The sequence below is a fragment of the Methanobrevibacter sp. genome, assembly GCF_045130115.1.
In the GTDB taxonomy this organism is placed as follows: domain Archaea; phylum Methanobacteriota; class Methanobacteria; order Methanobacteriales; family Methanobacteriaceae; genus Methanocatella.
Genome location: NZ_JBGUPC010000024.1, coordinates 51,629 through 71,414, shown reverse-complemented (window position 1 = coordinate 71,414; position 19,786 = coordinate 51,629). Strand labels below are relative to the sequence as shown.

18 protein-coding genes are annotated in these 19,786 nt (G+C 40.9%); 5 read left to right on the top strand and 13 right to left on the bottom strand.

What is annotated here, in order from left to right; all coding sequences use genetic code 11:
- Positions 1–115: 115 nt before the first annotated feature.
- Together comD and comE are read left to right on the top strand one after the other, a co-directional pair.
- Positions 116–607, top strand: coding sequence for a sulfopyruvate decarboxylase subunit alpha (comD, locus tag ACJMML_RS04410; RefSeq protein ID WP_405306164.1), 492 nt, complete (start codon positions 116–118; stop codon positions 605–607).
- 4 nt (positions 608–611) lie between these two features.
- Positions 612–1,148 (top strand): sulfopyruvate decarboxylase subunit beta, encoded by a 537-nt coding sequence (gene comE / locus ACJMML_RS04405; RefSeq protein ID WP_405306163.1) that lies wholly within the window; start codon positions 612–614, stop codon positions 1,146–1,148.
- Here the strand turns inward: comE and ACJMML_RS04400 are convergent.
- Entirely contained in the window at positions 1,145–1,399 is a 255-nt protein-coding gene (locus tag ACJMML_RS04400; protein ID WP_405306162.1) for a hypothetical protein, read from the bottom strand. The genes comE and ACJMML_RS04400 overlap by 4 nt on opposite strands.
- A gap of 138 nt (positions 1,400–1,537) precedes the next feature.
- Here ACJMML_RS04400 and ACJMML_RS04395 point away from each other — a divergent pair, with 138 nt between their 5' ends.
- Together ACJMML_RS04395 and ACJMML_RS04390 are read left to right on the top strand one after the other, a co-directional pair.
- The gene (locus ACJMML_RS04395; protein WP_405306161.1) at positions 1,538–1,798 is read left to right on the top strand and encodes a MarR family transcriptional regulator; all 261 of its coding nucleotides are present in this window, start codon (positions 1,538–1,540) and stop codon (positions 1,796–1,798) included.
- Between the two features lie 177 nt (positions 1,799–1,975).
- Complete coding sequence (locus ACJMML_RS04390; protein ID WP_405306160.1) at positions 1,976–3,265, top strand: dicarboxylate/amino acid:cation symporter; 1,290 nt, start codon at positions 1,976–1,978, stop codon at positions 3,263–3,265.
- Positions 3,266–3,273: 8 nt separating this feature from the next.
- On the opposite strand, the gene ACJMML_RS04385 is transcribed toward ACJMML_RS04390, so the two are convergent.
- From ACJMML_RS04385 to ACJMML_RS04345, 9 genes are all read right to left on the bottom strand, one after another.
- Complete coding sequence (locus tag ACJMML_RS04385) at positions 3,274–3,669, bottom strand: hypothetical protein (protein WP_405306159.1); 396 nt, start codon at positions 3,667–3,669, stop codon at positions 3,274–3,276.
- A 5-nt stretch (positions 3,670–3,674) separates the two neighbouring features.
- A complete protein-coding gene (locus ACJMML_RS04380; protein WP_405306158.1) occupies positions 3,675–8,942 on the bottom strand; it encodes a C1 family peptidase in 5,268 nt (1,755 codons plus the stop codon).
- Between the two features lie 155 nt (positions 8,943–9,097).
- Positions 9,098–11,407 carry a ferredoxin:CoB-CoM heterodisulfide reductase subunit HdrA gene (gene hdrA / locus ACJMML_RS04375; protein ID WP_405306157.1) on the bottom strand — a complete coding sequence of 770 codons (2,310 nt, stop codon included), beginning with the start codon at positions 11,405–11,407 and terminating at the stop codon, positions 9,098–9,100.
- Positions 11,397–12,344: a ferredoxin:CoB-CoM heterodisulfide reductase subunit HdrB gene (gene hdrB, locus ACJMML_RS04370; protein ID WP_405306156.1), complete on the bottom strand. Its 948-nt coding sequence runs from the start codon at positions 12,342–12,344 to the stop codon at positions 11,397–11,399. Before hdrB ends, hdrA begins: the two co-directional genes overlap by 11 nt.
- Complete coding sequence (gene hdrC, locus ACJMML_RS04365; protein WP_405306155.1) at positions 12,325–12,939, bottom strand: ferredoxin:CoB-CoM heterodisulfide reductase subunit HdrC; 615 nt, start codon at positions 12,937–12,939, stop codon at positions 12,325–12,327. Before hdrC ends, hdrB begins: the two co-directional genes overlap by 20 nt.
- A complete protein-coding gene (locus tag ACJMML_RS04360) occupies positions 12,936–14,186 on the bottom strand; it encodes a methanogenesis marker 16 metalloprotein (protein ID WP_405306154.1) in 1,251 nt (416 codons plus the stop codon). Before ACJMML_RS04360 ends, hdrC begins: the two co-directional genes overlap by 4 nt.
- 51 nt (positions 14,187–14,237) lie before the next feature.
- Positions 14,238–15,008, bottom strand: coding sequence for a phosphosulfolactate synthase (comA, locus tag ACJMML_RS04355; RefSeq protein WP_405306153.1), 771 nt, complete (start codon positions 15,006–15,008; stop codon positions 14,238–14,240).
- A gap of 99 nt (positions 15,009–15,107) precedes the next feature.
- Positions 15,108–15,395: a UPF0058 family protein gene (locus ACJMML_RS04350; protein WP_405306152.1), complete on the bottom strand. Its 288-nt coding sequence runs from the start codon at positions 15,393–15,395 to the stop codon at positions 15,108–15,110.
- 137 nt (positions 15,396–15,532) lie between these two features.
- Positions 15,533–16,243 carry a UPF0280 family protein gene (locus ACJMML_RS04345; protein WP_405306151.1) on the bottom strand — a complete coding sequence of 237 codons (711 nt, stop codon included), beginning with the start codon at positions 16,241–16,243 and terminating at the stop codon, positions 15,533–15,535.
- A 43-nt stretch (positions 16,244–16,286) separates the two neighbouring features.
- Here ACJMML_RS04345 and ACJMML_RS04340 point away from each other — a divergent pair, with 43 nt between their 5' ends.
- Complete coding sequence (locus ACJMML_RS04340; protein WP_405306150.1) at positions 16,287–17,663, top strand: 2,3-diphosphoglycerate synthetase; 1,377 nt, start codon at positions 16,287–16,289, stop codon at positions 17,661–17,663.
- A gap of 64 nt (positions 17,664–17,727) precedes the next feature.
- On the opposite strand, the gene ACJMML_RS04335 is transcribed toward ACJMML_RS04340, so the two are convergent.
- The 3 genes from ACJMML_RS04335 to ACJMML_RS04325 form a co-directional block, all read right to left on the bottom strand.
- The gene (locus tag ACJMML_RS04335) at positions 17,728–18,006 is read right to left on the bottom strand and encodes a zinc-ribbon domain-containing protein (protein ID WP_405306149.1); all 279 of its coding nucleotides are present in this window, start codon (positions 18,004–18,006) and stop codon (positions 17,728–17,730) included.
- A 4-nt stretch (positions 18,007–18,010) separates the two neighbouring features.
- A complete protein-coding gene (locus ACJMML_RS04330) occupies positions 18,011–18,580 on the bottom strand; it encodes a hypothetical protein (RefSeq protein WP_405306148.1) in 570 nt (189 codons plus the stop codon).
- Positions 18,581–18,834: 254 nt separating this feature from the next.
- Entirely contained in the window at positions 18,835–19,740 is a 906-nt protein-coding gene (locus ACJMML_RS04325) for an SseB family protein (protein ID WP_405306147.1), read from the bottom strand.
- Between the last annotated feature and the right edge of the window lie 46 nt (positions 19,741–19,786).

Sequence of the window (19,786 nt, the reverse complement as noted above, 5' to 3'; positions counted from 1 at the left end):
TTAGTCTATTGAAATTAAAACTGATAATAATTTAAAACTAATATGATTTAGCATATAAATTAAATTTAAATACCTTTTAAACATAATTATATTATAATAAGAATGAAGTGATAAAATGGATAGTACGGAAGCTATTTATGATGGACTCAAGGATGCGGGAATCGACTTTATAGTCAGCGTTCCCTGCGTCAATTTGTCAAAGCTATTGAACATGATTGATGATGACCCGGAAATTACCCACATTCCGGTTACACGTGAAGAGGAAGGGATAGGAATATGTGCAGGAGCATATCTTGGCGGCAAAAGGACAGCCATCCTGATGCAGAATTCAGGTCTTGGAAACTCAATTAACGCCCTCAAGTCATTGATGGAACTGTATGAATTTCCACTCTTGATGATTATGAGCCACAGGGGAACAGAAGGTGAAAGCATCTGCGGACAGGTCCCTATGGGTGAATCCACTCCTTTGATTCTTGAAGGAATGGGATTCAGCTTCTTCACACCTGCCACACCTGAAGCGGCATATGATGACATAAGACTGTCCTGGGAACAGTCAGAAGATGAGGGAAAGCCGGTGAGCATTCTATTGGAGATTAAATACTGGTGATAATATGGCAAGATATGAAGCGATACAGGAAATAATGGAAAGCATTGAAGATGAACTTGTAATCTGCAATATAGGATTTCCGTCAAGGGAGCTCTATGAGATAGATGACAGGTCTGAGAACTTCTACATGATCGGATCAATGGGGCTTGCCTCATCAATCGGTTTCGGGCTTGCAATGGCAAAGCCTCATAAGGATGTTGTTGTCATTGACGGGGACGGGTCACTTCTGATGAACATGGGTTCACTTGTGACAATATTTGCAAACAACCCTTCCAACCTCACATGGATTGTCATCGACAACGGTGCCTACGGCTCAACAGGAAACCAGGACACCTACGCCCAAAAGATAGATCTTGTGGATGTTGCAAAGGGTGTTGGGTTTAAAAACAGCTTTGATTTCAGGGATATAAATCTCAGGGATATCATCAGAAGCGATGATGTAAGCTTTGTTGTCTATAGGACAGAACCGGGAAATTCAAAAGCGCCTATAATAGATTTGGACCCTATTACCATCAAGGAAAGGTTCATGAGTTCAATTTAATTGGTAAATCTTCTGATCAGATATCCTCCAAATCTGCATATGCAGTAATAGAGCACAATCTGGAAAAAGCATATTGATACTGTAATTAGAAACGGCAATGGACCTGCCCTTAGAGAATATGGAATCATATAAATCAGATAGATGATGAAAACAACGAGGCCTGCCAATATGCCGATAAGCTTGGCCTTTGAAATCCTTCCATCAACATACAATATGTCAAGAATCAGTTCCTCATAGGTTGCATCAGCCATGATATCACTCATTTGAATATTATCGTTTGACAAATATTAATTTTTCGTTTAATATGTGTTTAATTTATTAGAAAACAGACATAAATGCAAATTATCTCGTATATAAACATTTGTTTTTTAATTTAAACAAATATTAACATGAATGAAAAAGAACTATATTCCATCTTAGGTTTTGTTAAAGTTTCAAAATACCGAATCGGAACGCTGAAAGCAATCGGCAATACGTATAAGATGCCCTCTGAAATTGCCCGTGAAACCAATTTCAAAACCAGCCAGGTTTCATCATCCCTCAGTGATTTGAAAAGCAAAAATCTTGTTGTCTGCCTTAATGAGGAGGCAAAGAAGGGCAGGTTATACAAATGTAGCGAGTCAGGTCTTAAGATAATTGAATACCTATAACCATCAATGCCATTTAATTAACTTCATGATTGATTATATCGCCATTTGTTTTTTTAATGCATTAAATTATTATATTACTATTTAATATTCTAAAATCACCATTCAAAAATATATTTTCAATGTATGCAAAGATATATTTATAAACAATTTTTTACAAAACTTAACTTGAGGCATAAAATGTTAAGTAGACTAAAATCTATAAGCCTAGGAAATAAGATACTCATTGGAATGGTACTGGGTATGATAGTGGGTCTGATATTGAATTTCTATGTTACAGATTCATTTATCAAGGACATAGTGCTAATGGACAACGTGTTCTATCTGGGCGGAAACCTGTTCATCAAACTGATGAAGATGCTTGTTGTGCCACTCGTTTTCTTTTCCATCGTTGTCGGCGTTGCCTCAATATCAGATTTGAGGACAATCGGATCAATCGGTGGGACCACAATCCTGATTTATCTGATAACAACAGCAATAGCCGTTACAATCGCTTTGGCAATAGGTATTTTCATTCAACCAGGTGCAGAGCTTGACATGAATGGAATAGCTGGAACAACAAACGTAACTGTCAACCAGACAATGACCGACACCATCCTGAATATAGTTCCGGACAATCCCTTCAGTTCACTTGCATCAGGAGACATGCTTCCAGTAATCATATTCGGACTGCTTATCGGTATCATACTGGCCAAGCTAAGGGAAAAGACAGAAGCCACGAACAAGATATTCACCGAAGGAAACACAATCATGATGGAGATGACATCAATCGTCATGAAATTCGCCCCTATCGGAGTCTTCTGTCTGATGGCAAAAACATTCGGAAGCCTTGGATTTGAAGGATTGCTGCCTCTTGCAAAATATATTGTCTGCGTACTCATCGGTCTGGCAATACAGGCATTCATTGTCTATCCGTCATTACTGGTCATATTCACACGTTTAAACCCTATTAAATTCTTCAAGAGGTTTATTTCAGTCATGTTCTTCGCATTCTCATCTTCAACATCAAATGCGACCATACCTCTGAACATTGAAAAGCTTTCAGAAATGGGCGTTTCACGTGACGTAAGTTCATTCACCATACCTTTAGGTGCTACAATAAACATGGACGGAACAGCAATCATGCAGGGTGTGGCGGTAATGTTTGCAGCCCAGGCATATGGTATCGACTTGGGCACTTCAGCGCTGCTGACAGTAATATTCACTGCGGTGATGGCATCCATAGGAACTGCAGGCGTTCCTTCCGTTGGACTTGTAACCCTGACAATGGTATTCAATTCCGTAGGACTTCCGGTACAGGCAATAGGCATTATCTTCGGAATAGATCACTTGATTGACATGTTCAGAACAGCAGTAAACGTTACAGGCGATGCAATCTGTACAATAATCGTTTCATTCAGAAACAAAGCAGTTGATGTGGATATATTCAAAGGTAATAAGCCGCCAAAAGAAGAAAAGCATATTATGTAACAAACCCGTTACATAATCTTTTTAATTTTTTCTAAAGCTATTTTTTTAACGCTCTTGTTTGAATCGTTTTCAGCAATATCATTCAACACGAATTTGTCATCTATTTTTTCGATTGCAGCAATCCTCACATGACAGTTAGGATGATTTTTAGCTATGCCTTCAATATACTTAGGGTTGGTGAGGTTGTCCAAAGCAGCAATCTTGACATTCCTGTTAGAATCATCGTATATGATTTGCTTTAAAAAATAGTCATCGGATATATATCGGACTGCCTTAATTCGAAGCCGATAATCGAATTCGTTTCTGGCAATGTCCTTTAACATATCCAAATCTAAAATGCTGTCAATCTCCTTCGATTTTTCATCAAAATCGGAGCTGTCCGCAAACAGTTTACTCAATTTCATATGTATTATTTTTTGACTTTAATTTTCACGGATTTTGAAACCTTATTAAGATTCTTGTCACCACTGAATGAAATTACAGCCTTGAAGGTTCCTTTCTTTTTCAAATTGGTAATCTTGAAGGTCACTTGTCCTTTTGAGTTGGTAAATGCGGAATATGTTTTGCCCTTAACCTTTAATGTAAGCTTATAATGATTTAAATGACGTTTAGGCAGATTGAATGTGGCTGTATATTTTTTGGTTTTGACCTTAACCTTAAATGTCTTAGCGGATGCCTTCAATACAGGAGTTGACTTTTTGACGACAACATTCACGGCTTTATGTCCGTTATTGTCGCTTGTCAACTTAAGTGAGTGTGTTCCGGCATTCAAGTTAACTGTATAGTAAGCCTTTCCATAGGAATCAGTTGTCAGATATGAAGTTTTACCATCGACGAGCACTGTTACTTTGGAGTTGGCCTTTAAATTTCCGCTTGCATCCTTTAAGGTGATTGTAACACGGTTATTTTGACCGTAACCAGCTGTAAGTCCTGTTACTGTAAACACATCGGCCTTGTTTTTCATATGCACCATAAATGAATTGGATACAGGGTTCAGGTTTTGGTCACCTGTGAATCTTACGCTTATGTTGAAGTCGCCTTCACGTAGAGGGGTGACTTTGAAATCTGCAAATCCTCTGATATACTTTACAATATAATCCTTGCCTTCAAAAGTATATATGAGACTTCCTCCGGTAGCTGCCTGAGACAATTTGCCTGCTAATGAGTATGAATCGGAATTCTCTTTAATTGTATAATCAAGCTGAGGAGTTATCTTGCTGACATTCAGAACAGCCTTGAATTCATCCATAGTGACCGGATTGATGAAAAGCACTTCATGAAGTCCTGCACTTGCTGCAACATTCATAGTCATGAATCCGTTTGCGTCAGTTGTTGCATGATATTCATCTGCACCTATATAGAAAGTTACACCCCTATTCTTAATGTAATTGCCGTGGGCATCAAGGAATGCGGCAGACACTTTTGATTGTGAATATTCACAGTTGTAAGTGGCATTGGCGATTATTGTTTGTTTGACATGTATTTCACGAGTAATATTGACTCCACCATATTCGAGGACAGCCTGATAGATTCCAGGTTTTTCAAATAAGTGAATATATGCAATTCCCTCTTTACATGGAGCGCTACGTGTGTGATTGTCTATTGTGATGACAACATCACCGTTTTGAACTGGAAGTCCATTGTTTTTAACATGTACAATGTACACACTTGGATTTAGATAATCATAATAGAATGATGAATCATATGCGGTTATCTCAATGTCTGTTTCCTCGACAGTGAAATTCCTATTAATGTTATAGACACCCCTATAGTTGTCGTCCCCTTCATAATATGCGGTCAATACATGGTTTCCAACTGGAAGATGATCCATTTTCAATGTTGTGTATCCGCTCTTGTTGATTGGGGAGTATGTTCTTTGATCTCCACATTCCAATGTAACGTATCCGTTTGCATTGAATGGCAAATCGGCATAGATTGACACGAGGTATCCGTACTGATAGATGGAAATTGTAAAGAAGCCAGGAGCTGTCTTGTCGATGAACAGGTTTCTTTCGGTTTGCTCACCGGTGACAGGATTTGTAATTGTCATGGTATAGTTTCCTGCATCCAAATCCAGTTCGATTAATGAAAAGCCGCTTCCGTTAATGGCTCCAACGAATTCCTTACCGTCAACATGGAATATCGCATTTCCTCTTTGAAGGAACTGGCCAGTGGAATCCATGAAGGTAGCATTGACGAAAGTGTTCAGGAACTCTCCACTTGTATCGACTGCACCGATTGTTGATATGACTGTGAATTTGGATGTTTGGACCTTGTTGCCATAGTAAGTGTATACTGTATATATACCCGGCTGCAGGTTCAAGTCAATGCTGATTTCACCATCGGCATCGGTTTTTGGAGTATATGTTTTTCCGTCCACCTTAACTGTTAAAGTCTTGCCTGACAGTGGTATTCCGAAATCTGTTAATGTAGCATTGAAGTTACCGAATCCTCCATAATATTTTACAACATCCACTGTATTAATTGATATGACTGATTGCACTGAAGCATCCACAGTAAAACGGAAGGATATGTTATTTGATTCAGCCACACTGGATTCATAGTGTACACTTATAGTATGTTGACCGGTTTGAGTAAATACAATGTTTAATGTGGCTTTACCATCTACTGCTTCCACATAATAATTTTGGCCGTTTATTGTGAATGTCACCAATCCGTGAACATTAGCAGGAAGTGTGACTGTAAATGGAATTTCAGTACCTAGCGGCACTATTTCATAAGTATTTTTAAAGTTGACTTCAAATTCTTCAAGGTGTGCAGGCCTTGTGAATGCTTTGATACAGGCAACTCTAGGACTGGATGAAGAGTATAAGTCCATCCAGCTTCCTCCTGAAGAGGTTTTATAGAATGACAAACCTGGACTGAATGTTTCCTTATTGTTGTAAGTTGCTGTGTAAACAGGAATATATGAATTTTGAGTTTGGAATTCAATTTCAAACACATCTCCTTTAGCCAATTGAACCTCATTATCCAAATGAATAACATTATATCCTCCATGGCCGGTTCCGCTTTGAGTGCTGTTCAATACGCCATTAATGTACACTCTGATTGTATAATCTGTGCTTGTTTGGAAGTATGTTGAAACCGCAGATAAAATATTGCTGTCTCTGGATGTGAACTTATTCTTAAAGTAATTAGGTTGGTTAGGCACACCGAAATATCTTGACAGTCCTCCATAGTCATATTGATAGATGTCTGAATATTCCTTAGCTATCGGTGCGAAAACAAAGGTGTACAAATCATAGATTCTTTTATAATAGGAGATATACAGATAACCGTTATATTCCCAGTCAGGACCGTAACTGTTTTTGACTATCCATGCACCTTGAGTGTAGCTTCCAAAGTAGTCATAACCCTTGTAATTGTCATCCCATCCGACAATGCTCATACAGTGGTTTTCTGTAGTTGTCCAGGCGGTTGACATTGTGACCGCACCGTACTCCATGATTGCCTTTTTTACTGTAGTTCTTGCATTATGGAAATTGGAGCTGCTTGATTCAACATCAGGAAGTGAAAGTATATCCTGAATATGCAATGCAGGGTTATAAATCACTGACAATGCGGAATATTCATCATAAACGTCGTCTCCATCATATACAGGACCGAACCAACTTGCCAAATATGCCCAAACCAGGGAATCATATCCTCCACCATTAGGGTCCCAGCCGAACATGGAATATTCGGCCATGAGATTTTTGATGTTTTCCTCTGAAAAGTCAAATGTGATTCCGGTTGCCTTTTTAAGACATGCCTCAAGGGTTGCCACTCCACCGAATGCCCAGCAGTTACCTCCTGTTCCTTGGCTTTTAACGGGAGTGATGTATCCATAATCCCTTGAATCATATGCTTTAGGAAGTGATCCTGGGTCAACTGGTGCTGTGAAATTCAACCAAGGCACTTCAGAAAAATGATGATGAGAATATAGGGTTTCATAATCCATCTTTAAAAGATAATCGTTAAATGTTATATTGAAGAGATTTGCATTGAGATAATTAATGTTTTCCAATTCATAGTCTCCTAATGAGATGCGGTTTCCGACCTCATCGAGGAGGAAAATCTCAATGCTTTCACTGATTAAGTCTGAATTGAGTTTATTGATGTTAAATAGAATCATGTTTAAATGATTTAAAGCTGTGTTAATCTTATTTTGGCCACCACATAAAACATTCAGATCTACATAAGGATTGCTTTGAGAAGATTGGTCGCCATGTGCATCCAGATAGTTTCCATCACTTGAAATTGAGAATGTCAGATTATTGCTTTGAGCTTCGATTTTATTTCCGTCCAATATTCCGCTGTAGACCACCATAAACTTGTAAATGTCCCTGTAGACATTGTTGCTTAGTATGGTGATAGAATCCTCATCTCCGTCAATGAATATTACAGGACCGTTTTCTGCATAGGTCTTTATGAAATTATTTGCATTGATTATGAATGAATCTGAAAATCTTGTGATGATTGCACCGCCGCTGACTTTTGCCCTTGAGTTGTAGAAGCTGTTTTCAAACAGATTTACGTTTCCATACATGTTGTAGATGGAACCGCCGTAATAATCTGCATAGTTATCAATGAAATCATTGGATGTGACATTGAGGCTGCAATGCAGGTTACAGATTGCACCACCGAAGTATGCGGTGTCGTTGGTAAAGTCTGAATTTTTCACATTGGCATTACCGTCCATAATATATATTGCACCTCCACCATCTTCAAATGATCTGCAATTGGTGAAATCAGATCCATCAACGGTCAATTGGCAATTTTCACAGGCAACTGCACCTCCAAAGACATCTGATTTACAGTTGATGAAAGTAGTGCCGATTATGTTCACGGTTGAATCTTTAGCATAGACGGCCCCTCCATGTTTTGATTTGGTTGATTCGAATCGGGAATTCTTTATGGTGAGGGTACCTTTCTGAAGCTTGATTGCTCCACCGAAGATATCTGATCTGGAATTGTAGAAGTTACAGTTTTCAATTGTGATAGTTCCTTTATTAAGACTGACTGCCCCTCCCAAATCTGTCGCATGATTGTTCTGGAAATTACAGTTTGTCAGCTTTACGGTTGGGCTTACTGAAGTACTTATGGAATAAATCTGGCTGTATTTACTATCTGCATTCCTGAAAAGCACATTTTTAGCTTCTAGATTACCGTTATTGTTTATTCTGGCACCTTCTATTGTCAATCCCTGAAGCACGAAATTGGAATTGTCCCTTATCTTAAAACCAAGGATGCTGCTTGAGGATTTGAGGATGGTATTCTGGCCCTCGCCTATGAATGTTGTCTTATAGCTTAAGGATGAACTGATTGACAGGGTACTCTGTACATTATAAACCCCTTCCCTGAAATAAACGGTTGACCCGAAAGGAATCCTGTCGGTATCATAGTACTTATATGGCTTTGACTGTGAACCGTCACCGTCATATCTTGCGGATGCATCGAAATAGATTGTAGAAGTTGCTCCTAAAACATCCTCATTTCCATCAACGGCTAATGTTTCATCTTCTAAACTATCTTCTTCTAAAATTGCTTGACTTTCATCACCGCTAACTGTTTGGTTCATGTCCGATTCAATATCAGCCGTTGCAGAAACGCATGATATCAAGAAAAGAACACAAACCACCATTGAAATTATTATCAATCCCTTCTTGTACTTCATAATATATCATCCAATTTTGCGACTAACATCTAAATTGGATTATATTTTTGTAATTACTAATTAATTAATGTATCTACTATATTATTTAAAAAAAAGAATTTTTTTGTATATTAACAATTAATTCAAAAAATATAAAAAAAGTTGAAGGGGAAAAATTATAATTCCACTTCATCCAACTGTTCAATCTTATTGTCGAATTCGGTCAGCTTGCGGGCAAGGCCTGAGAAATATGGGATATAGACTTTTGAGAAGGTAATCCTTTCCGGATTTTCGCCCATCTCTGAAATCCTGTCCTTGACCCTTTGGATTTTGCGCTCAACCTCATCATACATGAGGTCTCCCGGAAACTCGCCTATGAACACTCCGTCAGCACCGTTGTCAAGGGCATAGTGTATATGCTTCGGACTTACACGGTTAACCGAAATGACCTTTATTATATGTATGGATTCAGGATACTTGAGCCTGTTGACGCCTATATTGTCGGCTGCAGTGTATCCTATATTGTCAAGGAAGACCAGTATCATGCGCTCGCCATCCCTCTTTTTGGACAATACTCCCTTGATTGTGGCCAGTATCTTCTCATCTATGTTTCCATTTACATGAATAGCCCTCTGGTTACATCCGACAAGACACTTTCCGCATCCGGTACAGCTCATTGGATCAATATATATCTGGTCATTCTGTATGCTCATTGACTTGTATTTGCATCTATCTATACAGTCTCCGCAGACTATGCACTTTTCAGTGTCGATTTCAGCAATGAAAGGCTCGATTTCAACACCGCCATAGTTGTATTCGTTAACCTTTGCCGCTGCGGCTGTCGCCTGCATGATTGAATCGGTAATGTCTTTCGGTTCGTGAGCGGTTCCGCAAACGAATATTCCCTGAACATCTGTCGCCACAGGCTTAATCTTCGGATGGGATTCCTTGATGAATCCGTCTTCGGTTATTCCGACATTGAGGATTTCAGCAATCTCTGAGGTTCCTTCAGACGGCTCCATTGCAGTTGACAGCACAACCATGTCGGCTTCGATTTCAATGAATTCGCCCTTAAGGGTATCTTCGGTTCTGACTATGAAGTTGTCTCCCTTCTTGACGACCTCTCCAGGCCTTCCCCTCAAGAAGCGGACCTCATTTTCCTGGGTGTGTTTATAATATTTCTCAAACATACCGGGGGTCCTGACATCGGTATAACATATCAGAACGTCGGTATCCGGATACTTGTGCTTTATGATGTTTGCGTTTTTAAGGGCGACTGTGCAGCAGATCTTTGAGCAGTACCGGTGGCCGTCTGGCTTTTCATCCCTAGACCCTACACACTGTATCATCACTACACGTTTAGGCACTTCACCATTTGCCTTAAGGAGCTTTCCCTTTGTAGGTCCGTTGACACCTGTGATACGGCCCAATTCGGACTGTGTTATGACATCATCATATCTGGTATAGCCGTATTCCGGACGCTTTTCCATGTCAAAGAGCTTGTGGCCTGTTGCAACAACGATTGAACCTACCTGCAGAGGAATCCTTTCAGGCTTTCCCCTAAGCCTGATGGCTTTCATGGTACATGCCTTTACGCAGTTGCTGCATTTGTCGCAGTTGTCCATATCTATTACATACGCTTCAGGATAGGACTGTCCGAATGGCCTGTAGATGGCCTTGCGCATTGACAGGTTATCGTTCCAGTCGTTGGGAACCTCAACTTCACATGCCTCTGCGCATTTTCCGCAGGCGATGCACCTTTCAGTGTCGACATATCTTGGGGATTTCTCCAGTATCAGGTTATATGTTCCGGCCCGCCTTTCGGCTTCGATGACCTTTGTGTTTGTCAGCACCTCAATGTTCTCGTTCCACACCAGTTCATTCAATATAGGATTCAAGAGACACATTCCGCATTCCTCCGCAATCTTAACAGGGGAGAATACCTTACCTATCTTTGCCATGTGCCCTCCGATTGACGGTGACTGCTCAATGAGGGTTACCTTTGTTCCCTGCTTTGCAAGGGAGAGCGCCGCATTCATGCCGGCTATCCCTCCGCCGATGACAGCAACCTCATCCGGAGTCTGGCAGTAGATAGGGTCAACCGCATCGGACTGCTTGACCTTCTCGATGGATGCGTTTATCAGCGTCAGCGCCTTGTGGGTTGCCAATTCCTTGTTGTCATGCACCCATGAGCACTGTTCACGGATGTTTGCCATATCCATGAGATAAGGGTTTAATGGCTTCACGTAATCCTGGAATGTCTTTTCATGGGATATCGGTGAGCATGCTGCCACAACCACACGATCCAGATCATGGTCAAATATGGCATCACGTATAATCTTTCGACCATTGAGTGAACATAAGTTTTCAAACTGTCCTATAAATTCCACATCAAGCTCCTCGCGAACCTTATCCAAATCTATAATGTCGGAGATATTGCCTCCGCACTCACATAAAAAAACGCCAACCTTTAAATCATCTCTCATTTGCAACCTCCTTTAAATCCTTAATTATCGAATCAATTGGTACTGTATGGGCCTTTGCGCCGATTACCTTGTCTAAGTCTCCTCCCATTGCAAGTGCAATGAACTGTGCAATGTTCAGATGTATTGCCTTGAACTTTCTGCCTTCGCGTTCAGCTATCAGATGCTGGTACCTGTCAAACTGGATATGGCAGTTGGGGCACAGGTGAACAAGAATGTCCACATCCTCATCGCAGATTGCATTCATCTTGTCTGCGGTGGCCGTGAAAGACAGTTCGGGATTTGAATACCTCTGGCGGAAGCCTGTTCCGCAGGTGGCCCTCTTGTGGTCATACCATCCGATGGTTTCACATCCGCATTCGGCTATAAGCTCATCTATAATGTTAGGATCCCTCACTCCGCCGATTGTGTCCTCATAGTGGACCTTGCAGTAATGGCAGCCGTGGTGGGCGGCAATCTTATAACCGCTCAAATCATATTTGATGTGTTTTCTGATTTCATCCTTCCTGCCGTATAATATGTCCACCACATGGAATATGTTTTCTGTAGGATTAAGGTCATCCTTTTCATATTTGAGATGAGACAGGCCGTTTTCATCGAATAGCTGATTAATCTGATTTCTCAGCTCATCCTTTCTGTTGAGGAGCTTGACCGATTTCTTGTTGATTGCATAGCATGTTGCACACATCATTACAAGGTTCGGCCTACCCATATCCCTGGCAATCCTGAAGTTCCTTGCGCCGATAGCTGTTGTGTCAATCTGGTTGAACACATCGGAATAATGTCCAAGGCCTGTGCAGCAGGTCTGCTTTGGTGAAATCTCATAGTCTATTCCCAGCTTGTCGAAGACGAATTTGGTTGATGCCTCAACGCCGGGATATTCAACGCTTACAAGACAGCTTCTGAACAGGAGTATGTCCTTAGTCGGTACATTCTTCATTGTCATCCTCCTCGGTTTGTCTTATCCTTTCTATCTTGTCCTTGAATCCTGTGATTGTCAATATCTTGCTGACCTCGTCGATGACATCCTCAGACGGCATCAGCGGCGGGTCAAGTTCCAGTTCTTTTCTGATTTCATCAAGGTTCTGCCTGAACTGCCACCATCCCGGCACGTCACGGTCGATGTCTGCAAAGAACCTTTCAGGTATCGCTCCGATTGCCGCTGTGAAGTATGAATCGGCAAAGCCAAGATATTCGTATAATTTGTCATATCCTTTTTCGGATTCTATTGCGATTTGCTTCAATATCTGGTTTACTTCACATACGCTGTTTCCCACAGGACATACGCTGTGGCATGTATAACAGTAGAAGCAGTTCCAGATGTTGTCATCATCCAGAATTGTCTCATCGCCTTCAAGAACCCTTTCTATTATGTCACGGGGATTATAGTCGGAGTGCCTTGCTGCAGGACATGTTGATGTGCACATTCCGCACTGCACGCATTTGAGCACCCCATCCTCCTTTGAGTTTTTGACGTCCCTTATGATCTTTTCGGCAAAATCAATGGGGGAATCATTAATCCTTTGAGTGGTCATAGTATAAACTCTCTTTTTTCAATCATCTGTTTTAATTTTAATGACAGCTTATTTGCCCTAAGCCTGTCAGATTGTCTTAATATAATTGGAACTGTAACGTCCTCATCGTTTATGTGCAGATCGACGCTTCCGGTATTCATGTCAAAGGCGTCATGCCTGCAGTAGTGTGAACACATTCCGCATCCGAAACAGTATGCGAGATTGATTCTCCTGTCCCTGAACGCATTTGTCGGACAGATATTCTCCACAGTACAGCTGTCGCATGCTGAACATTTGTCGCTCATGTAGCGAGGCCTCAAGTCATGGCCTGTCCACATCTTGCCGTAATCCGTATTGTCGAGGGGCAAGTGGCGTCCCTTGATGTCCGCTACAGGCAGGTCAATCATATCATCTGTAATGAGCAGATTATTGTAGATTTCCTCTGTAAGCACAGGTATTGGAATCGCTACGGTATCATATACCTCTCCACCCTGTGATGTCTTGAATCCTCCAAGGTAATACGGATCCATCTCTGTCAGGTCGGCTGAAAGCATAAGGTTTGGCTTTTCTGCACTTGACCTGGTTCCGTCTCCCAATATGTATCCTACCGCACCGTTTAGAAGGACTCTTTTTCCTTCACTGATTACATTATGAGATATGTCATTCTGAAGAGGGTTCAGGTCTCCGCATCCTGAAAATGTCAGGCCTTTAAGGTTTCCTTCAAGAGGTATTGCCGCAAATATGGACTTGACCTCTTCGCTTCCCGGATTGGTGAATGCGGTGTAGTTCTTGAATGCCATTCTGGCGCCTATTATCTGTGCCCGTGTGATGTCGTCTATTGTAATCGTGTTTTCTATGGTCTTTCCCTCTGCACTTTCAACCCTGACGTCAATAGGATTGCCTTCAAGGATTTCCTTTAAAAGGAAGCCTCCGCCGTATGACCCGTCATATATTGAGTGTGCTGTTCCGTGAAGTATCACGTCAACTGAACCGAGCCATTCGTTTGGGCATGGCCCTGCATAGGCCGGAACGCCGTTCAGGTATACCTCATTTGCCCTTATGAAAACTCCAGGGTCTGATACTATGAAGTTGAGTATCGCCGCTGTTCCGCTCATCACTCCGCATGTTCCGCAGGTGACCACATCCACTTCATCGAAGCTTGGAGCGTCATCATTTTTTATGAGCTTTTTAAATTCTTCTGCCGTATATATATTGGCTTCGCCATCCTCAATCTTTTGATTGATTTGGCTGATGCTTCTAGTTGTCAATTTTCTACTCTCCTTATTGTTTTAACTGCCAACGCCCGAGTTAAATACAAATTATATTTTGCCAACTGTATCTCCCCTCAAACCCTGCCTCAGGGTTTCAAGAGAGGTAATGTCATCACTGGAAACATTGCCCAAATTGACAGTGTTTCCAAGCTTGAGTATGAAAAAGACCTGCTGGTCCTTGTTTGGAGCTTCCCATAATATCTTATCTGCATCAATCTTATCCAGAATCATGTCTATTTCATCTTCCTTGGCATTTCCCGCCTTGTCGAATATGCCAATGTTCTTTCCGCCTTCCCTCGCTTCCACTATAACAAGTGAGGAACCGGCATCAAGCTCTTCCTGCATGCATTCTATCCTTTCATCGATGGAAAGTTCCTTATCCAATTCAGGATTCTTCTTGCCGACTTCAGACAATACCTCAAATCCTTCCTGCTTTGCTCTTTTGATGCAGTCCAATTTGTCATTATGGCTGATGTTTGTGGATCCGTCTGATATTTCAATGGCCGGAAAGCCCAGTTCACGGGCTTCGGTGAAAAATTCGTCCAGTTTATCGTTCATGTATGCAAGCTCAAAGAGGGTTCCTCCGGTGTATGGGGTTATGTCATGGTTCCTGTACATCTTAACCTTGGCTTTTATTATTTCCTGCTCATGGACGATGGATGTTCCCCATCCGAATTTCAGATAGTCCACATATTCTCCGGATATGTTCATGAGGCTTTCTGCGGTTTCAAGACCCAGTCCCTTGTCCAGAACCATTGTAATTCCACAATTTCTAGGTTTCTCTTCACGTTTTTTGGATAAAAATTCAAAGGATTTCAAGATATCACACGTGTTATTTAATTACTTTAAAATATTGTTAGTTATATTGTCATATATAATATTTACACTTTGCTAAAAATTACAAAAAAAGAAAAAGGGTTATTCGGCATGAAGTTCAGCTTCAGACCTTCTCACCAAATCTGAGAGTGAGTTGCGGACATTTTCAGGGATAGGGTTGTCCTCCCTTTCGGCGATGATTTCTGAAATAATCTTGCATAGGACAAATATGGCATGCTTATGCTCTGCCTTTGTCTTGTGAATGTGATGGGGGCTTATTTTCAGGGTGATATATTCACTACAGTCGTTTTTGATTTGGTCGTCTTCTGCTAAATATTTTAAAACATATACTAAAAATTGATGCATTTGAATCATTTCGTCTTTATACATAGATATCTAACCCTTATTTAACTAATTTCAGTTAGTTAAAAATTAACTCCTTAATTATATACAATAATATTATATGATTATCATATTTAAATATTGCATTCAAAAATATATTACTTTAATTGGAAAATCAACTTGACTTAAATTTTATTAATGTCAAACTTATCTGTCTCGACGATTTTCGGAAGCCTTCCGACAGTTGCAACGTTCCCGCCGCATATTATGAGAACGCCATAAAAAAGTTCGGTGAAGCATTCGGCGGTTTCGGCAGCATTCACCACCCTCTCCTCACTGCCATGCCCCTTTGCATCATTGGCAATCCTTGTTGCAAGTCCGTCAGCAACTGATGCTGATTTTGAAATAACTGTAACACTGTCGGATTCACCAAAGCTTATGGAATGGCCGATTCTTCCGGATGACGTGCATATTCCCAATGGAGATTTCCTTTCCCTTATTCTAAAGGCGATATCATTGCCCAAAATGTCATTTCCGGAATATATTCCGCACAAAAGGGTCCGGTCGTTGACAAGTGCAATGTCCCCGCCGTTTTCTACAATAGAATTTTTTGAATTCAATGCCATCAGATAATCCAGCGAAAGCTCAGAGATGGTGCCTGCAACGCATGCCATAGGTCCCACTTCGCAGAGGTTTGAGGATTCATACATTTTGGATACAATCATCGGCAGGTTCTCCTCACTGGATTTGATTGGATTGAAGCTGTGAAGAAAATTGGGGTTTAAAGCTATATGTGAGCTTAAATCCGCCCTTATGGAACGGATGTAATTTTCCAAGTCATGATCCTTCACATCACTCCTCAGTCTGATGTGTGTTTCGTCGATGTTTATTTCCATAATTTATAATTAAACTTTTATTTATTAAAACTATACTATTATTATGAAATCCTTAACTAAAATGCTCTGTTTGGTTGACGGTGAACACTATCTGCCAGTCACACAAGAAGCAATAGACACATTAAACAATTTGGAACACATTGATATCAAAGGAGCAGTATTCATCGGAGGAACCGAAAAGCTCAGGGACGATTCAGAGGAATCATACTCAGAAAAGCTTGGAATTCCCGTGCAATTTGCAAAGGACAAGGACATCCCGTATGACATCATTGTGGAAATGATTAGAGAATATGACATAGACACTGTCTTTGACCTGAGCGACGAGCCTATACTTGACTATTCGAAAAGGTTCAAGATTGCCTGCAAGGTACTCGGTGAAGGAATATCATATGAGGGGCCGGACTTCAAGTTCGAGCCTACAACACAGTATGACATAATGGAAAAGCCTTCAATAACAATTCTCGGAACAGGAAAAAGAATAGGCAAGACTGCAGTGTCAGGTTTCGTTTCAAGGCTCATCGACAAAAACGGCTATGACCCATGCGTAATCGCCATGGGAAGGGGAGGACCTGAAGAGCCTGAAATAGTGCATGGAGAGGAGCTTGAAATCAATGCGGAATTTTTGCTTGAACAGTCAGAAAAGGGAGTTCACGCTGCAAGCGACCACTGGGAAGATGCCCTCATGAGCAGGATTTTAACAATAGGATGCAGACGCTGCGGCGGAGGAATGGCCGGCGAAGTCTTTTTGACCAACATGAAAAAGGGCGCAATGCTTGCAAATGAGGTCGACTCCAAATTCGCAATATTTGAGGGAAGCGGTGCTGCAATACCTCCTATCAAGACAAACAGGAAGATTGCCCTGATCGGTGCAAACCAGCCTATTGAAAACCTCACTACCTACTTCGGACCATATAGGGTAAGCCTTGGAGATCTGGTCATTTTGACAATGTGTGAGGAGCCAATGTGCTCTGAAGATAAGGTAAAAGAAATAGAGGAGTTTGTAAGTGAAGTAAATCCCGATGCCACTGTAATATCAACAGTCTTCAGGCCTAAGGCTCTTGGAGACATAAGCGGCAAGAAGGTGCTGTTTGCAACAACAGCTCCAGAAGCGGTAAAGGACAAGCTGGTGGACTATCTTGAGGAAAAATTCGGCTGTGAGGTTGTTGGAACCACAGCACACCTTTCAAACAGGCCACTTCTACGGGAAGACATGCAGAAATATATGGACAAGGCAGACGTCATGCTCACCGAACTCAAGGCGGCTGCAGTTGATGTTGCAACAAAGGACGCAATTGCCCACGGACTTGAGGTCGTCTACTGCGACAACATACCTGTGCCTATAAATGATTCATACCCTGACTTGGCCGAATCGGTATTAAAATTAGTTGACATGGCTATTGATGATTTCAAATCATCATAACTTTTTCTTTTTTTTCAGTGAAACATTGATAGGAATGACAGAAACCAGACTATCACAGTAACTATCAGCACATATTTTCCATGCTTTTTGGCATTCGGCGAATCATCCTTGTGAGAAGATAGATTGATATTATCAAACCGAAGAGCGGAATCAGAATTGCCAGAACATATCCAGCCACTATTGCCAGAGTGTGGCTTTTCTCAGTAGCCGTTTTGAACTGCTGGGTGTTTTCATGATGGGCATTAATATTGCCTTGATTGTTTTCAAGCTCAATGCCACAGTTTTTGCAGAATCTGGCTTCATCTATAAGCTTCTCTCCGCATGAAGGACAATATTTGGTCATGAAATCACTCTTCAGCAAACAATTTATTAATCAGATCATCTTCTGACTTATAAAAGTTAAGCTTCAGCACCCTTTGGAGGGTATCAGGCGCTCCCAAAAGTTCCATTGCCTGGTCCCATGGAATGAAGACTTTCTTTGCGTCCTGCTTGTAGCACAGCTCCAATGTTTGTGGCAACATTCCCTTACTTGAGTCAGTGAGTATTACTGTAGCGTCATCAATATTTTGATTTCTATTGATGGATTCATCAGATAGGAGTTCTGCTATATTAAAATTAGTACTTTCATCACCACCCATCAGATTATCAATCACTTTTTCATTATTTTGGATAGATAATTTGTAGATGTCACCGTCTATGAAATAGACCTCGCCGACTTCACATGTGACGTCGAGAAGTGAGGTGAATGAATCGGCTTGTGGATAGACCTCTTCGGGTTCCTCGAATTCAGGAATCACATAGCCTGACTTATCCACAAAGTCGGCTTCTCCTGCAATGATTTTCAAAAGGCGAATGATTTCCCTGTTCTGCTTTTCAATGTTTTTGTTGATTCTTATCAGTTCCGCTAGTTCAGACATGATAATCTATTTAAAATTAGTAATTATTAAAATTTTTTAAAGGACCCTCATCGGCCACAAACTCTCGATGAAAAAATAGTACACAACACAATTGCCGATGAGGTCCATTTTCAACCATCACCAAATAGTATGGGGATTGCCTTCAACAATCCCATATCTTAATATGAACCTCAAAACATATATATTTTGTCATTTAAAGCCAGTACAATATTGCAATTGGAATATAATATCATAATATGGTTTCAATTTTGAAATCAGGACAACAAAAACATGTAATATATAGTATCGCACAGCTTCTCGTCATGGGCAAACTTCTCAAATCCTATGGAATACTTGAGGAGAGTTACCCTTGTAATCAGGACATTGTCGCTTTGGGGATTTAGAATGATTCCTTCCATGTCTTCCGAGAGGACAAAATTGACAAGCATCGCAAGGTTGACCACCTGTGAATACCTGAACTTGTCAGTTTCAACCTTTTTCATCTTCTCCTCGCTTGAAAACAGGGTTGCATATGTCCCTCCGACATTGTCGGTATACATCTGGGCCAGGGGGCCTGAGTCCATCATGGATATGATGCCGTCCTTTGCCTTTGGAGAAAGGTCGATATCGCTTACCATCATTGTCAGAAGCCTTGAGTTGGACATCAGCTCAAAAAGGGCCTCATAATCCCCTATATTTTGGGGATTTTCAATGAATCTTTCAAGATCATCATTTATGGTGTCCTTAAGCTGCTTCAGCTCCTCAGCGGTGTATGCATTGGTTGAGTAGAAGTTGGTTTTAGGGATGTTTTTGATTTCCAGGATGAATTCCTTTGTGAAGACATACTTCTCGGTTGCAGGATTCAAGACATAGCCTTCGATGTTGCTTGTCTTTAAAACATTCTGGTATAGCTCGAAGGAGTTCTGCATGAGCTCAATGTCTTCCTCATCCTTGAAGAACTTTCTGAACTCATCAGGGTCTGTGAAAAGAGGTGTCAGTCTCAATCCATTGTCATCCTCATATATTATGAAATTAAGGGTGAAATCATCCCTTTTTGCCGGAATATAAAGGTTTGAATATCTGAACTCATGTATAAGTCTCAATGTCAGGTCCTTTGTCAGCTTATTGTTGTTTGAATAGATATCCTCTATTACTGTCCTTAGGTGTTTGTGGTTTGTCATCAAAGGTATATTGTTCAAGGAAATATTTAAAATTTTCAAATGGCCT

What these genes read in the sequence shown, in the direction of transcription:
- comD (WP_405306164.1), top strand. Translation starts at nt 116, where the DNA reads ATGGATAGTACGGAAGCTATTTATGATGGACTCAAGGATGCGGGAATC.
- comE (WP_405306163.1), top strand. Translation starts at nt 612, where the DNA reads ATGGCAAGATATGAAGCGATACAGGAAATAATGGAAAGCATTGAAGAT.
- ACJMML_RS04400 (WP_405306162.1), bottom strand. Translation starts at nt 1,399, where the DNA reads ATGGCTGATGCAACCTATGAGGAACTGATTCTTGACATATTGTATGTT.
- ACJMML_RS04395 (WP_405306161.1), top strand. Translation starts at nt 1,538, where the DNA reads ATGAATGAAAAAGAACTATATTCCATCTTAGGTTTTGTTAAAGTTTCA.
- ACJMML_RS04390 (WP_405306160.1), top strand. Translation starts at nt 1,976, where the DNA reads ATGTTAAGTAGACTAAAATCTATAAGCCTAGGAAATAAGATACTCATT.
- ACJMML_RS04385 (WP_405306159.1), bottom strand. Translation starts at nt 3,669, where the DNA reads ATGAAATTGAGTAAACTGTTTGCGGACAGCTCCGATTTTGATGAAAAA.
- ACJMML_RS04380 (WP_405306158.1), bottom strand. Translation starts at nt 8,942, where the DNA reads ATGAAGTACAAGAAGGGATTGATAATAATTTCAATGGTGGTTTGTGTT.
- hdrA (WP_405306157.1), bottom strand. Translation starts at nt 11,407, where the DNA reads ATGAGAGATGATTTAAAGGTTGGCGTTTTTTTATGTGAGTGCGGAGGC.
- hdrB (WP_405306156.1), bottom strand. Translation starts at nt 12,344, where the DNA reads ATGAAGAATGTACCGACTAAGGACATACTCCTGTTCAGAAGCTGTCTT.
- hdrC (WP_405306155.1), bottom strand. Translation starts at nt 12,939, where the DNA reads ATGACCACTCAAAGGATTAATGATTCCCCCATTGATTTTGCCGAAAAG.
- ACJMML_RS04350 (WP_405306152.1), bottom strand. Translation starts at nt 15,395, where the DNA reads ATGTATAAAGACGAAATGATTCAAATGCATCAATTTTTAGTATATGTT.
- ACJMML_RS04345 (WP_405306151.1), bottom strand. Translation starts at nt 16,243, where the DNA reads ATGGAAATAAACATCGACGAAACACACATCAGACTGAGGAGTGATGTG.
- ACJMML_RS04340 (WP_405306150.1), top strand. Translation starts at nt 16,287, where the DNA reads ATGAAATCCTTAACTAAAATGCTCTGTTTGGTTGACGGTGAACACTAT.
- ACJMML_RS04335 (WP_405306149.1), bottom strand. Translation starts at nt 18,006, where the DNA reads ATGACCAAATATTGTCCTTCATGCGGAGAGAAGCTTATAGATGAAGCC.
- ACJMML_RS04330 (WP_405306148.1), bottom strand. Translation starts at nt 18,580, where the DNA reads ATGTCTGAACTAGCGGAACTGATAAGAATCAACAAAAACATTGAAAAG.
- ACJMML_RS04325 (WP_405306147.1), bottom strand. Translation starts at nt 19,740, where the DNA reads ATGACAAACCACAAACACCTAAGGACAGTAATAGAGGATATCTATTCA.